Annotated in this window: 13 protein-coding genes; 2 read left to right on the forward strand and 11 right to left on the reverse strand. The window is 29.3% G+C overall.

The features are described 5' to 3' along the window. Positions 1-102: 102 nt before the first annotated feature. The 8 genes from B3630_RS16005 to nagA all read right to left on the reverse strand — a co-directional run bounded on the left by B3630_RS16005 (position 103) and on the right by nagA (position 8,308). A complete protein-coding gene (locus B3630_RS16005; RefSeq protein ID WP_346899891.1) occupies positions 103-1,131 on the reverse strand; it encodes a tetratricopeptide repeat protein in 1,029 nt (342 codons plus the stop codon). A 92-nt stretch (positions 1,132-1,223) separates the two neighbouring features. Then, positions 1,224-2,657, reverse strand: coding sequence for a HAMP domain-containing sensor histidine kinase (locus tag B3630_RS16010; protein ID WP_346899893.1), 1,434 nt, complete (start codon positions 2,655-2,657; stop codon positions 1,224-1,226). A gap of 4 nt (positions 2,658-2,661) precedes the next feature. Then, positions 2,662-3,345 (reverse strand): response regulator transcription factor, encoded by a 684-nt coding sequence (locus B3630_RS16015; RefSeq protein WP_346899895.1) that lies wholly within the window; start codon positions 3,343-3,345, stop codon positions 2,662-2,664. Positions 3,346-3,469: 124 nt separating this feature from the next. Continuing rightward, positions 3,470-4,480, reverse strand: coding sequence for a substrate-binding domain-containing protein (locus tag B3630_RS16020; RefSeq protein WP_346899897.1), 1,011 nt, complete (start codon positions 4,478-4,480; stop codon positions 3,470-3,472). A 142-nt stretch (positions 4,481-4,622) separates the two neighbouring features. Further along, positions 4,623-5,897: an MFS transporter gene (locus B3630_RS16025; RefSeq protein ID WP_346899899.1), complete on the reverse strand. Its 1,275-nt coding sequence runs from the start codon at positions 5,895-5,897 to the stop codon at positions 4,623-4,625. Positions 5,898-5,987: 90 nt separating this feature from the next. After that, positions 5,988-6,728 carry a tRNA pseudouridine(38-40) synthase TruA gene (gene truA, locus B3630_RS16030; RefSeq protein WP_346899901.1) on the reverse strand — a complete coding sequence of 247 codons (741 nt, stop codon included), beginning with the start codon at positions 6,726-6,728 and terminating at the stop codon, positions 5,988-5,990. 124 nt (positions 6,729-6,852) lie between these two features. Continuing rightward, the gene (locus B3630_RS16035; RefSeq protein WP_346899903.1) at positions 6,853-7,164 is read right to left on the reverse strand and encodes a hypothetical protein; all 312 of its coding nucleotides are present in this window, start codon (positions 7,162-7,164) and stop codon (positions 6,853-6,855) included. Positions 7,165-7,198: 34 nt separating this feature from the next. Next, positions 7,199-8,308, reverse strand: coding sequence for an N-acetylglucosamine-6-phosphate deacetylase (nagA, locus tag B3630_RS16040; RefSeq protein WP_346899905.1), 1,110 nt, complete (start codon positions 8,306-8,308; stop codon positions 7,199-7,201). A 348-nt stretch (positions 8,309-8,656) separates the two neighbouring features. Here nagA and pdaA point away from each other — a divergent pair, with 348 nt between their 5' ends. Then, positions 8,657-9,673, forward strand: coding sequence for a delta-lactam-biosynthetic de-N-acetylase (gene pdaA, locus B3630_RS16045; RefSeq protein WP_414633021.1), 1,017 nt, complete (start codon positions 8,657-8,659; stop codon positions 9,671-9,673). 225 nt (positions 9,674-9,898) lie between these two features. Further along, positions 9,899-11,449, forward strand: a complete 1,551-nt coding sequence (locus B3630_RS16050; protein ID WP_346899907.1) for a PLP-dependent aminotransferase family protein — start codon at positions 9,899-9,901, stop codon at positions 11,447-11,449. A 55-nt stretch (positions 11,450-11,504) separates the two neighbouring features. On the opposite strand, the gene B3630_RS16055 is transcribed toward B3630_RS16050, so the two are convergent. The 3 genes from B3630_RS16055 to hydE form a co-directional block, all read right to left on the reverse strand. Next, positions 11,505-13,166: a SulP family inorganic anion transporter gene (locus tag B3630_RS16055; protein WP_346899909.1), complete on the reverse strand. Its 1,662-nt coding sequence runs from the start codon at positions 13,164-13,166 to the stop codon at positions 11,505-11,507. Positions 13,167-13,407: 241 nt separating this feature from the next. Further along, the gene (gene hydF / locus B3630_RS16060; RefSeq protein WP_346899911.1) at positions 13,408-14,598 is read right to left on the reverse strand and encodes a [FeFe] hydrogenase H-cluster maturation GTPase HydF; all 1,191 of its coding nucleotides are present in this window, start codon (positions 14,596-14,598) and stop codon (positions 13,408-13,410) included. Positions 14,599-14,619: 21 nt separating this feature from the next. Next, entirely contained in the window at positions 14,620-15,669 is a 1,050-nt protein-coding gene (hydE, locus tag B3630_RS16065; protein WP_346899913.1) for a [FeFe] hydrogenase H-cluster radical SAM maturase HydE, read from the reverse strand. Positions 15,670-16,283: the final 614 nt, after the last annotated feature.

Consider the following 16,283-nt stretch of genomic DNA (forward strand, 5'->3'; position numbering starts at 1 on the left):
AAAATTTACTTTATTATTAGCTATAGCTTATCACTATAAGATTAATGTAATTCTATTATCTTACTAATTATTGTAACATATAGTATATACTTATTTACACTACTATGGAGTATATTGTCTACTAATTAATGCAACTATATTATTTTTCATATCCACCTTACATAGTAAAGCTCTTTCCGTAGAGGCATCCTTCTTATACTTATCTATATGCTTTTTAAAAGTATCATAATTAACTGTTTGAAAATCAATCGTATTATTATCTTGGTTTACCTCATAGGCTAATAAGTTTATAGCTACATTCTTAGATACTTCATAAACCTTTGTTTCAACTACAGAATTTCTAATATAATAGTCATCATAAACTATATAAGTTCCATCTTCTTCTTTTATAGCTTTATTATCCTTTTTAGCTTCTACTAATGCATCTTCTCCAGTATAAAACTCTACTTCATCGAAGGATATATAAATAATATTATTATCTGTGTAAATATTTTTCACATATCCCATTCTACTATCATACACATTCTCTTTTATATTTAAGGTAACATGAACATTTCTTCCATACTCCTTTGTCACCCCATTGTATGAATATTGTCCAGGTTGATTTAATATATCTATCTTTGATTTTTCCCAAAGGACATAATCCTTTATCTTATTGTTATCTATAATTATTTCTACCTCTTCTGGTAAATCAAATGAAAGGTCATCTTCATATATGTCATAAAATAACTCCACCCCCTCCATTTTCCCCCTTATATTAGCAAGAATCTTTTGCATATTTTCTGTATCAACCTTATTATCAATAGCTAATTTTATAATATAGTAAGCATCATCGTACCTGTTTTTCTTTATATATTTATCCTTTATGTCTGTATATATCTGCTTATCATTCTTTCCTTTTGTTATTGCAGCTTCATAGGATTTTCTAGCCTCTACATATTTTTTTTCTTCTAGAAACTTATTGCCCTCATTTATATACTTTTCTATTTCATTTTCCTCAACTTGAATATCTTTGGCTACATTTTCAGATAAAACAATCTCTTTATCTTTATTTTTACATCCTCCAATTATAATTGTACCAGTGAACATAATAAAAACTACAGAACACAATAGAAATTTATTTATTTTCATTTTCAAGCACCCCTTACTTAATAACTTTAATATAAATATATGATTAAATTTTTAACAAGTATAGTAAAGTTATTTCCAAGTTATTAACAAGGTTATTTTATACTTAATGGGATATCTACTCTTACAGTAACCTTTTCTCCATTCATAATATCTATAGAACCTCCATGATCTTTTATAATTTCACTGCATAGGTATAATCCGAGTCCTCTACTTTCAGATTCTGAAAACTTATTAGATTTTATAAAAGGTTCAAAAATATGATCATATATTTCCTTAGAAATAATTCCTGACATACTCTCTACTTCTAGAATATAGTTCTTTCCTTCTATTTTTCCATTTATATAAAGAGGCTCTTGTAATTTAGAATACTTTATACCATTGTCAATTAAATTTATAATAAGTTCCCTAATCCTGTTACACTGTGCTGATACTATACCATTTTCTAAATTTCTTATAATTTCCATAGAGTATTTTTTAGCTTTTATACTCATGTCATCACTTATCTCATCTATAAGCTTATCTATTCTAATATCCTTAAATTCTTCTGTAGTACAAGATAATCCCTTGGATATTTCTATTAACTCTAAAATTAAGTGATGCAATCTTTCACTTTCTAGATAGATTCTTTCTATAGCTCTTTTCTTGAAAGCTTCCTCTTTTACCATACCATTATTTATCATCTCTGCATATCCAGAAATAGCAGTTAACGGTGTCTTCATTTCATGAGTCACATTATCAAAAAAAGTTTTTCTACTTTTCTCTAATTTCTCTACTTTTTGTTTTTCTTCTTTTATTGTATTTATTTGTTCTTTTATTTTTTCTTTCATACTATTAAACTCTCTTGACAATATAGCTATTTCATCATTTCCATGAGAATCTATATAAAAACTATAGTCTCCTTGTCCAACTTTTTTTACGCCTTCTGTCAATGTTATTATAGGCTTAGTAACTTTAGTTATTATGAAAAAGCATAAGCTAAATATAAAGAATAATATAATACCTTCTACAACAGTTATAAATAAAAGCATTCTATTATTTTCACCATAAACCTCACTATAATCTTTTATTATACTAAGCACCCCTAGATTATCTTCATTTACAAAAATAGGATAGGACAGAATTCCGTAGAGTTTTTTATCTTTATATTTAAGATTAACAATAGCAGCTCCAGATCCAGCATTTTTATTTCCACTATTTAATACTTCCCTAAAAGATTCATCTACGTTCTCACTTAATACCTTGCCATCTATATCACTTATTTCTACAGTACACTGGAAGTTAGATGATATATATCTATTTAAGTAATTGCTTTCTTTAACTAAGCTGTCTTTTTCATACTCTAAATCTATAGCTAGCAGTCTATATTTTATAGCTTCTCTAGTGCTATACATAATTTCATTTAGTGAATTACCTATGGATGTCTCCATTCTAATAATTAATATATGCCTTATGGATAAATTCAATATTACTCCAAAAGTTATAATTATAGATAGTATAGAAAATATAAATTTTACTCTTATTTTCATATTATTACCTCATCACATATCCTACCCCAAATACTGTATCTATAAGAGATCTCTCATTTTCATTATCTAATTTACTTCGAATTCTTCTTACGTGAACATCTACAGTTCTAATATCTCCATCATAATCATATCCCCAAACTTTATTAAGAAGTTCTTCTCTTGAAAATACTCTATTCCTATTCTTCACTAAGAATTCAAACAAATCATATTCCTGCGGTTTCAATCTGACTTCTTCTTCATCCTTTAATACAATTCTACTATCTATATTTATTTTTATACGATTTGAAATTTTTAAAAATTCACTTTGGCTCTTCACTTTGTATTTTTCTACACATCTAAGAGCAGTTTTAACCCTTGCAAGGACTTCCTTTATATGAAATGGCTTAGTTATATAATCATCAGCTCCTAGCTCTAACCCTAAAATTTTATCTACTATATCATTTCTTGCAGTTAATATTACAATAGGAATTAAACACTTACTATTAATTTCTTTACATAGCTCAAAGCCACTTTCATCTGGTAAATTTAAGTCTAACAAAGCTAAATCAGGTCTATAATTTTTTACTAATTGTCTTCCCTCTTTAGCCGTAAATCCACATCTTACATTATATCCTTCACTTTTTAATGCAGTATACAATATATCACTTATAGATATTTCATCTTCTACTATTAAGATCTTTATACCCATATCTCTCTCCCAAATAAAAAATTATCCACTAATTATAATATGCAGCTTTATATTATATATGGCAAATATATGAAGCAACTGACTCAAATAAAAAATCCCCATCTATATTAGATAGGGATTAAAACTATATTCTTTCTACACTTTCTCTTATAACTAATTCAGATGTATACCTATACTCTGATTGTTCTCTTGGTTGTCGTAAAATTATAGATATCAACTCTTCAGTGGCTTTCCTAGCCATTTCTTTTATAGGTTGTTTAAACGTTGTAAGCGCTGGCGTTATAATTTCAGAAAAAGCCAAATCATCAATACCTATAACAGATAAATCATATGGTATAGATATCTTAACCTTATTAGCAACTTTATAAACTCCATAAGCAATAACATCAGAACAAGCTACTATGGCTGTAACCTTATTATTACAATTTAAAAGTTTTTCCGCTCCCTTAATACCAGTTTCTACATCATGCATAGAAGAGTATGTCCATTCATCATCTATTTCTAAGCTATGATCTTTCATAGCTTGTCTATACCCTTCCATGCCATCTCCACAATTTAATAACCAAGGTGTTCCATTAATACATCCTATATTTTTATGTCCTAATTCAATAAGACATTTAGTTGCTTCATAACCGTCACTATAACTATCCAGATACACATTGCAAACGTCTTCACTATTACTAATACTACGATGAATAGCTACCATAGGATACTTAATTCTTAATAAATCTTCAAATTGCCAACTCTCTTTTATTAAACTAGGTGCAATTATAATACCATCTACACAGTGCTCTCTCATTAGGTTAATATACTTATGTTCATTTTCTGCATCATTATATGTACTACAAACTAATATGCTGTATCCATGTTCCTCTGCCGTTTCCTCAATACCCTTAATTATTCGTGAAAAATAAAAACTAGAAATATCTGGCAAAATAACCCCAATAAGCTTAGTTTCTCCATTAACCAAACTCCTAGCCATGGCATTGGGTTTATAGTCAAGCTCCTTAATTAAATTTAATATTCTTTGTTTTGTCTCCTCTGTAGTTTTTGTTGTCTTTCCATTAATAACATTAGAAACCGTAGTTGCCGACACTTGGGCAACCTTCGCAATGTCCTTTATTGTAACCCCCATACAGATTCCTCCTACTTTATGTCATTTATTAAGCTATAAATATATTATATATGATACTCTATTAAACTACAATAGACCATATGCTCCCCAATATTTATTAAAGTAAGCACATGGTCTATGTTGATTATTTTATCAATTTCTACTATTTCTTATATTCAATATGTCTAGCTTTAAAATTACAGGAACAAGACCTGTTTATTGTAGTACTTGTCATATATATTCTAACCTTAAGATAGAAAAATATAGTAGCACAAATAAGTATAATAAAACCGTATAAATAATTATATCTATATCCCAAATTATTCAAAATAGTTCCACCAAGAAAATTCCCTATAGCTATTGAGAATCCATTAGATAGCATCTTTAATGATGCAAATATATCTCTATGCTCTATGGCTATATTACTCATCATCAGACTATCTAAAGAGTAAATTATAAGACCACCAGATATACCTCTAATAACTAAAAAAAGTATAAACAATTCGCTGTTAGAAACCACTGCTAACATAAAACAACTGATAATTGCAATTATAAATACAGTCAGGTTAAATTTTTTTACCCCCATCCGTTCTATAATTCCAGGCATTAAAATAAGCCCAAACATACTTAAAATAGTTAATGAAAAAGTTATATAAGATATTATATTATTTCCTAAACCAAAATAATTCTTTAATATTAAATTATTATAAGGTGCTACGCCACTAAATCCTATGGCGTTAATAAATAAAAGCATAGAAAAAAGTCTAATTTGCTTATCAGACTTTAAGCATTCTATTGTTTCCCTCATACTTTTCTTTACTTCTTCATTTTCTACTACATTAGTTATATCCTTAGGTAGCAAAAGGCATCTAATAATTGAAGTCACTATTAGAATTACGGCTGCTAATAGAAATAACTTTTTATACCCTATTCTCGCAAAGTATTCTATGCCTGTTATGTTTCCAGCTACTAGTGCTCCTACAGCTCCGGCTATTAAATTTACAGAATACTTATAGCTATAGGCACAACATTCCTTTTTGCCTATAGTATATGAATACAACAATTGTAATTCTGTAACATTTATAAGACATGTACCCATATTTATAAGGATTTGACCAAACATAAGAATTATCATTGCTCTAAACCCCATATGAAACCCAACTCCTATGGCACAAATTAATAATCCTATACATAAAATTCTCTTTCTTCCAAGTATTTTAATAAATGGTCCTACAAAAAAGCCAGTCAAAGTAAATAGGGAGCCTAAAGAAAATATTGTTCCTATAGCTTCAGCTGATAAGCCTATAAAATCATAATATAAAATTTGCAAGAAGAAAAACATTCCCATGGCCAGAGCGCATAAAGCTTCACTTGCTACCATTATATGTATGTTCCTAGGAAATGTCTTTATTATTTGTAACATCTTTAATTTACCCATTTTATGTCCACCTTAAATAATCATTCTCTATTTAGGGTAAACAAAATTTCAATACTTATACAAAAAGAGAGCATTATTTCTCTCTTAAAATTAATTATATTCAACTTCTTTTAAGCATAATCCTTTAGCTTGAGCCATTGGTCCAGCTTGCGCTCTCTCTTTTGCCTCTAAAATTTTAGCAACATCACTTGGCTTTAACTGACTTTTTCCAACTTCTAAAAGAGTTCCAACTATTATTCTAACCATATTTAAAAGGAATCCATCTCCATTGACCTCTATTTTAATAATCTCATCATCCTTTGTTATATCAATATAATTTATAGTTCTAACAGTGGATTTATTATCTGATTTTAAGCTTGTAAAACTCTTAAAATCATGGGTACCAACCAAAACATCTGCTGCTGCCATCATAGCATTTAAATTTATTTCTTCTTCAATGTGGTATGTAAATTTTCTATTAAATACATTTCTATATTTTCCATTGTTTATAGTATACTCATAGGTTTTTGCCTTTGCATTATATCTAGAGTGAAATCTTTCGTGAACATCAGTTACTGATTTTACAACTATATCCTCTGGTAAAAATTCATAAAGATAGTTCAAAATATCTTCATTGGTAAGGGTAGCCTTAGTGTGAAAATTAGCTATATAGTTCTTAGCATGTACTCCTGTATCTGTTCTCCCACAACCTATAACTTGAACATCTTCATTAGTCATCTTACTTAATACATTTTCAATTTTATCTTGTATAGTAGCAATATTATCCTTTTGCTTTTGCCATCCTTTATATCTAGTTCCATCATATTCTATTACCATTTTTAAATTTCTCATAAAATCTCCTTTATTATCTCTCTAGTTAAATTCTCTATAGAATAAACAGAATTCTAACTCTTAGCTCATTCCAATTAAGTATATACTCTTTACTAAAATAAAGCTATAAAATTATGTAGTTATATTATTTAACTGTCTTACAATTTTTAATTATACCTTGGTAGAGGTATTCTAAATACTCCACATCTACATTTTCAGTCTTTAAACTATCAATTCTTTCTCTAGCCTTTTCTAGAGCTTCTTTTGATTCTGCATAATCCCTTTGTTTTATAGCATTACTTGTATATTGAAGTAAATAATCTACCTTTAATACAATTTTCGCTAAGTCTTCTCTATCATCATTTACTAAATCCAATAAAAGAGAATATATCTTAGGGGATGAGCTATTTCTATGAGTATTTAAAAAGTCATTATTTTTACTATTTTTCTTTGTCATAATATTATTTCTCCCTTCTTAATCCTTAAAATTTTTACCTATTTTCAAATACTACCTTTCCTTTACATAGAGTCTTTACAATATTATACTTATTATCTAATATTACTATATCACAGTCCTTGCCTTTATCTAAACTACCCTTCCTATGAAGTATATTTAAATTCCTAGCTGGATTTGTACTTGCCATAGTGACAGCGTCTTCTAAGGTACATCCAGTGAATTTTATTATATTCTTTACCGCATCTATCATAGTTAAACAACTTCCAGCTAAGGTTGTATCTTCAAGTCTAGCTTCATTTCCAATCTTAATAACCTTTTGTCCACCAAGTTTGTACTCACCATCTTTTAATCCTTTAGCTTCCATAGAATCTGTTATTAGTATTATTTTTTCCCTTCCCTTTATTTTATAAACAGCTTTTATAGTATCTTTGTGAAGATGTATTCCATCACATATTATTTCTACATCCAATTCATCAAAAACAAACCCAGCAGTAACTACTCCAGGTTCTCTGTGATGATGAGGACTTTGTCCATTGTGAAAATGTGTAACACTGCAAAGACCCTTTTCTACTGCTATTTCTATTTGAGAAAAAGTTCCATCACTATGACCTACTGATGGAATAATATTATTATTTGTAAGACATTTTATAAATTCAAACTTATTGTCTAATTCAGGAGCATAAGTAACTTTTTTAATGTTATTGTGAGAATGTTTTATAATCTCCTTCATTATCTCACTATCTGGGGTTAAAATATAATCCTCAGGTTGAGCTCCCTTATACTTTTTATTTATAAAGGGACCTTCCAAATGAAGTCCAATTATTTCTGCTCCACCTACTTCATTATTATCATTATAGTTTTTAACCTTTAAAGTATTATCAATGACTTCTCTTATTTTATTCAAACTTGCAGTCATGGTAGTTGGAAGAAAAGCTGTAACTCCTTCTCCTGGCAATTTATTAGTTAGATTTCTTAAACCTTCATAATCACCCTCAATGACATCTATTCCGTATCCCCCATGAGTATGTTCATCTATAAATCCAGGTACTGCATAGCATCCTTTTTCTATAACTAAAGACTCTCCATGGTCTGAAATTTTTCCATCTTTAATATATATTGTTGTATTTGTTAATACCTTTATCATTGCCATTGCCCCTTAAATCTTCATTTTTTACTAACAAAGAAATTATTAATATTCATATCTAAATATATTTCCAATCTTACTATTTAAATGAAAAATACCTTGAAACCTGCATAAATAGAACAAATAGTTAAATAGTTTCCTATATAGCTATTTGGCTATTTAACTATTTAACTAGTGGAAATAGTACGGATATTCTACATTTCATTATAAGATAATCTTACTAAAGGTTAAACATATTTTCATTATTATAGCAGAAAAACTTTTTGTATTTTTTATTAACTATAAACACATGCTATTCGTATATCAATTACTAAAGTCACTAAGGATATTTTTAAAAGGAGGATTAAAATGAGTAAAAAATTAATACGTAATTTAAGTTTAGTCCTTGTAATTATAAGTTCTTTTATGTTTGTTGGATGTACTTCTAACACAGGGTCTACCTCAAACTCAACTACAGACAAGGACAAAAATAAAAGTGTATTTAATACTGTGAAAGAAGTTGATGAAGAAATAATTAAGAGAGCTTCCCAAAATAATCAGGGAAATTCCTCATCTTCAAATGATGATTTAGCTGTTAAGCCATCAGATAAAGATGAAAATATATCCGATGATAATTCTAATAGTCCATCTAATGAAATTCCAACTCCACCTACTTCAAAAATAGATACTACCAATCTTAGCAATGAAAAAATAGCATGGTGGTTTAAACCAAATAAACAACATGTAACACCAGAAGTAAATTTAAAGTTAAATTTTGATTTAAATAAATATGATGCTCATTACGTAGGAGATATTAGTAAAAAGGTGCTTTATTTAACCTTTGATGAAGGTTATGAAAATGGATATACCACTAAAATTTTAGATATACTAAAAGCAAATGATGTTAAGGCTATATTCTTTGTAACTTCACCCTATGTAAAGGATAATCCAGATATTATAAAGAGAATGGTAGAAGAAGGACATATTGTTGGTAATCACACAAATCATCATCCTTCTATGCCAGATGTTACTAGATCAGATGAGAAATTTAACAATGAATTTTCAGATGTAGAATCAAAGTTTAAAGAAATTACTGGTGAAAATATGCCGCTTTATTTCAGACCACCAATGGGTGAATATTCCGAAAAATCTTTAGCTATGACAAAAAATCTAGGTTATAAAACATTATTCTGGAGTTTTGCATATCATGATTGGGATATAAACAAACAACCTGATCCAGTTAAAGCAAAGGATACTATAATGAATGGATTACACAATGGTGCAATTCTTCTTATCCATGCAGTTTCTAAGACTAACACAGAAATCCTTGATTCTGTAATAAAAGAAGCCAAAGCGCAAGGATATGAATTTCAACTATTCCAATAGAGTATAAAATATATTACTTTAAAGATGCTCTTAAAATATATTTTGTAATGCATTCTTCCTAAAATACAATAAGCAAGAAAAGGAGTATTAATACATTTATAATCAGTATTGATGCTCTTTTTTTATAATTATCTTCAATCTTTTCTTTACAATGCCATTACTTAAATATATAATTATTGTAACGATACAATAATTATATTTAGAATAATGAAAGGAGTGTTAATAATGAACTCTATTTCAATAGAATTAGATAAATCTTCAACAATACCTATGTACCTTCAAGTAGCTAATAAAATTGAAGCATTAATAAAATCTAACACTTTAAAAATTGGTGATAAGCTTCCCCCTATTCGTAAATTAGCTAATGAATTAGAAGTTAATAATGTAACTATAGTTAATGCCTATAAACAACTTGAGATAAACGGATGCGTTAACGCTATAAAGGGAAGTGGATATTATGTATCAGAGCAAGATAATATCTATATGAGTTATGATATTTCATCCTCCCCCTCCAATAGTAGAGATATAAATTCTGAAGTTCTAGATTCACATAATACCTATGTAGCTTCTCCTAACTACCAGGAAGACTTTAAGCTTATGTCTAATGGTCAAATTGCTATGTCTTCAACTACTATTAACTTTGCTAGTGCTACTCCTGATCCAGGTATTTTTCCTTTTGAAGCCTTTAAATCTGCTTTAAATGAAGTCCTAGATAGAGATAAAGGTTACGCATTTGGATACCAAGAAAGCAATGGTTATGAACCTCTTAGGTCTTCTTTATGTGATTATTTTCTTCAAGAGTCCGGAATAAATGCTACTCCAGATAGCATTCAAATAGTTTCTGGTGCTCAACAGGGTATTGATATAATTGGTAAAGCTCTACTAAGTCCTGGTGATTATGTTATTACAGAAAATCCTACTTACACAGGAGCTGTTGCTGTATTTAAATCTAGAGGAGCCAATATCATCGGTGTACCCATGGAAGTTGATGGCATAAACTTAAAGTTGTTAGAAGCAAATATTAAAATATATAAACCTAAATTAATATATGTAATGACTCAATTTCAAAATCCTACTACAGCCTCTTATTCTGAAGAAAAACTTAATCGGCTATTAGCTCTAGCTGATAAATACGATTTATATTTGGTGGAGGATGATTCTTTATCTGGACTGTCCTATGATAGTTCTTTTAAGAGTAAAACTCTTAAATCTATGGATAGTAAAAATAGGGTTATCTATATCAAAAGCTTCTCAAAGCTTTTAATGCCTGGACTTAGAATAGGATTTATAATTTCTCCTGAAGCCATAAAAGATGAACTTTTAGCAGCAAAACATACTACTGATATTTCCTCTTCTGGATTAATTCAAAGAGCACTGCAACTTTATTTTAAAAATGGTTACTGGGAAAAACATCTAAAATATATGATAGAGATGTATAAAATAAAATATGATGCCATGAAAGCAGAACTAAAAAAACTTAAAATATATGGCATAGATTTTATAGATCCCAAAGGTGGTCTTAACTTTTGGGTAACACTTCCTAAGGGGATTTCTGCTAGTGAGTTATATGTTCAATGTTCAAAAAAAGATGTATTAATTGTTCCTTGCAATGTATTCTATGTAAATAAAAACAAAAATATAGATAACACTTTAAGACTTAGTTATGCTGCCACTGATTTAGAAGAAATCCAAGTTGGCATGAATATAATAGCTGACTGCCTATCAATGCTTATAAATAAAGGTAAAAGAACCTCATATATGAGTCCTCTTATATGAGAAAAATAGGTTCTGTATACAAATAGTAAACTATTTGTATACAGAACCTTTAATTTTATCCTAAAAGCTTTTCTTCTATATTTATATACTCATGTGCAGCCTTTAATCCTTCTTCTCTCGTATTAAACACAGCTTCTTCACCTAAGGATTTTACAAACTCCATTTTAGTAAGTGCTTTTTTAGGTTGTAATTGTAGATTGGATATTATCAGTTTTATATTGTGCTTATTACAATGATTGTGTAACCTTTCTAGAGCTGAAATTGCACTTGCATCTAATGCTTGAGTATGCCTCATGTCTAATAGCAATACCTCTGCTGCAGTCTCAATTTTACTTATCATCTTAATAAAATCTTGAACTACTCCAAAGAAGAAAGGTCCATTTACTTCATATATTAAAATTTTATTATTATCAATCTGTATTACTTCTCCATCTTTATTTCTTTTGCTTTTTATTCCTTGAACTTTTTTAATATCTGTAGTTTCAGCTAATCTTCTTATCCATAAGAACATAGCTAGAATCATTCCTATCTCTATAGCTACTACTAAATCGAATACTATAGTAAATACAAAAGTTAAAAGTAAAATTACAATATCACTTTTTGGTGCTTTAAGAAGGAACTTAAATGTTGACCACTCACCCATATTATAAGAAACTACAATTAATACCGCTGCCAAAGTTGTCATAGGTATCATTTTAGCTAAAGGCATAAATAATAGCATTATCAATAATAAGGTTATAGCATGTACCATTCCTGAAATTGGACTTCTACCACCATTTTTAACATTAGCTGCTGTTCTTGCAATGGCTCCTGTAGCTGGAATTCCTCCAAATAAAGCTGAACCTATATTTCCAATACCTTGAGCAATGAGCTCCATATTGGAATCATGACTATCATCTATCATTCCATCTGCTACAACTGCTGATAATAAGGATTCTATAGCTGCTAATATGGCAATAGTTATAGCTGGCTTAAATAAAATTTTTATTGTTTCTATTTCAAACATGGGAATTGACGGCACAGGTATACTAGATGATATTTGTGCATATCTACTACCTATTGTTTCTACTGGTAAATTAAATAACTGAACTGCTAGAGTAGATACAATAAGTGCTATAACGGAACCAGGTATAGTTTTATTTACCTTTGGCCAAAACACCATTATTAGTATACATCCAACTCCAACTAAAAGTGCAGCAATATTTAAAGTGCCCATATTAGAAAAGTAGCTTTGCCACTTAGGTATAAACTCTGCTGGTACATTTTTAATATTAAGTCCTAAAAAATCTTTAACTTGTGTAGATAATAAAGTTATAGCTATTCCACTAGTAAAGCCTACAGTTATAGTATGCGGAACATACTTTATAAGATCTCCTAATTTTAATACTCCCATTATAACAAGCATAATTCCAGCCATAAGGGTTGCTATTATAAGACCATTAATACCATACATTTGTACTATAGTATAAACTATAACTACAAAAGCTCCGGTGGGACCTCCTATTTGCACTCTGCTTCCACCTAAAAAAGAAATTATAAATCCAGCAACTATAGCAGTGATTAGTCCTTTTTCCGGAGATACTCCAGAAGATATACCTAGTGCAATGGAAAGCGGTAATGCTATTATAGCTACTATAATTCCAGCCATAACATCCTTCATTACTTGCTCTTTAGTAATTTTTTTCTCTTTAATAAGAGTAAAAATCTTTGGTGACATCTTTTCTCCATCCTTTACTTTAGCTTTAGTTACTCAACAATATTCTATTTTAATACTTATTTCTACCACTAAGTACTAAAGTAGAGTATCGTGGCAACGAACATAGCCTCAGTGGAATATTATCATCCTCTGAAGCTTAATGCTTATGCTATTATTTATGGGTACAAAATATGTTTTACACCCATAGATATTTTATACCTTGCTATTTGAATTGTCAAATTTATATTTTATATGGAATAATTTACATTTTGTAAATCGATAAGGTTCTATCTAAAATACCTGTTAAATACGCAAGTATAACTCCATAGTTGGTTATAGAAACCTTCTTATCTTTACACTGATTTATTCTGTTAATAACAGTTTTTCTGTTTATCATACATGCTCCACAATGAATTATCAAATCATATTTTTCAATATCCTCTGGAAAGTCATGGCCAACTCTATATTCATAATTAAGATCAAATCCTACATGCTTATTTAAAAGCTTTGGAATCTTAACTTTTCCTATATCTTCATGAGACACATTATGAGAGCAGCTTTCTGATATAAGTATTCGTGAATTTTCATTAAGCTCTTTGATTTTATTAGCCCCCTCTACAAATACAGATAAGTCTCCTTTATGTCTTGCAAAGAGCATAGAGAAACTAGTTAATTTGATATTAGATGGAACTATTTTATCTATCTTCTTAAAAGCTTGGGAATCTGTTATTACTAAGTCTATATCTTTAATATCTTGTAGGGCAGATTCCAATTCTGTATCTCTTACTACATAACTTTTTATTCCATAATTTAAACAATCTCTTATGCATTGAACCTGAGGTAATATTAATCTTCCTTTAGGTGCTTCTGAATCTATAGGTACCACAAGAACAACCTTGCTATTATAAGGTAATAAATCACCTATTATGGGAAGTTCCTCTTGATTCTCTTGTACCATAGCTATAATTTTTCCCTTTAAAGTTTCAAATCCCTCACCAGTTATGGAAGATACAAATACACCTTCAGAAAACTCATTTTTTAAATTTTTTATTTCATTATTATTTAAAACATCAATCTTATTAATGACAAGAATATGTGGCACATTATATTTTTTAAAATTTAACTTTACTTCTTCGTAAGATTTTATATCTATATCATTAGAATCCATAACATATAGAGCTAAATCTGTCCTCTTAACTATTTCAAGAGTTTTCTCAGTCCTTACATATCCAAGCTTAGTATCATCCCAAAGTCCTGCTGTATCAATAAATAGTACTGGCCCAATTGGAATTAACTCCATTGCCTTTGAAACTGGGTCTGTAGTAGTTCCCCTTACATCTGAAACTATAGAAATTTCTTGTCTAAGAATTTTATTTAATAATGATGATTTTCCTACATTAGTTTTACCGTATATGGCTATATGAGTTCTATTAGAATTCGGTGTAGTATTCATTCTCTCTCTCCTTCTAATCCATTACTTACGTATCCAGTCTAGATTATCTCCTCTAGTAATATCTAACTGGAATCCCGCATTTTTTATTCTATTTTCAATACAATATCTACATTCTGCTGCTTCATCTCCAGTGCATATCTTTCCATCATAAAGAGAATATTTCTCTCTCACACTTCTTGGTGATAGGTTAGGCATAACTACATTTGCTCCAGCTTTAATTCCCATCTCCCTTCCCAAAGGATTAATACTACCTAGTGCTGTAGTAGCCGGTAATAAAATATTGGGGACTAAAAGTCTTACTAAAGCTAGCATAGTGATAGTTTTTTCTAAAGTACCTGATTTAAAATCCTTTAATACCGTGTCCTTATGAGGTATAAAAGGACCCAATCCACACATATGAGGCGATAGTTCCTTTATAAATCTTAAGTCATTAACTAAATCCTTATTTTCTTGTCCAGGTAACCCCACCATAAATCCTGCGCCTATTTGATATCCTATTTCCTTTAAGTTGTATAGGCATTGTCTTCTATTCTCAAAGGTAGCACCTGGATGAAATCTATCATAAAGCTCTTTTGTAGCAGTTTCATGCCTTAATAAGTATCTATCTGCACCTGCATCATAAAGTTTCTTATAGGATTCATAACTTCTCTCTCCTAAAGAAATTGTTATAGCATTTTCAGGATATTTTTCTTTTATAGCTTTAATAACTTCTACTAATCTTTCGTCTGTATAATATGGATCTTCCCCGCCTTGTAATACAAAAGTTTTATATCCTAGTTCATCTCCCAGGTCTGCACATTCTAATATCTCTTCTAGAGTAAGTCTATATCTATCAGCATTTTTATTTTCTCCTCTAATTCCACAATAAACACAATTCATGCTGCAGTAATTAGTGAATTCAATGAGACCTCTTATATATACTTTATCGCCATATACTTTCATCCTAGTTTCATGAGCTTTTTCTATTAAATATTTTTTACTTTCTTCATCCAAATTATCTAAGATACACAATAACTCCTCTGAAGATAAATCATTAGCCAAAGCCAACTTATCTATTAAATCTTTTATCATAATTTTCCCCTTTACAATATAATTCTATAATGTCCTTAACCTAAAATAAAAGTCTAGCCATCTCAATATAGAAAGAAAGCTAGACCCATAATATATAATATCTGGTTTTATAGTTTTCTTTCAGATTAGACTGTTTTATCTTTTCCGTTAGATTTTTAAACCTTTACATTTAGTTTTATAAAAATTTAGATTTAGTACTCCATCTTTAGAATAATACTTTATTATAATAAATTCAAGCCATTTATTGCAGTGACTAAAATAAAATAATTATTTATTTATTATTTTATAATCTATTATAATAATTTTCATCTATAGAAGGATTCTTTATAATAATTACTCCTTGAAAATAATCAGTAGTTACTCCTGTTTTTTTCCCTATAATTCCTCCAACTTCTTCCCCAGCTACATTTTCTTGTGGATATAAGACATCATCTAAAAATGGAAAATATATAGGAGTAAATTTTCTTTCAATATTTAACTTATAATTGCATCTTCTACATACCCTACATCAACTAAAAAATATTTTATCCTCCATGTATCCAATCGAGTAGGAGCTGAATAATTATTTTATCCAGCGACCTCTCACACCACCGTGCGTACCGTTCGGTACACGG

Origin of the sequence: Clostridium sp. UBA7503 (genome assembly GCF_002477055.1) — a bacterium.
In the GTDB taxonomy this organism is placed as follows: domain Bacteria; phylum Bacillota; class Clostridia; order Clostridiales; family Clostridiaceae; genus Clostridium_J; species Clostridium_J sulfidigenes.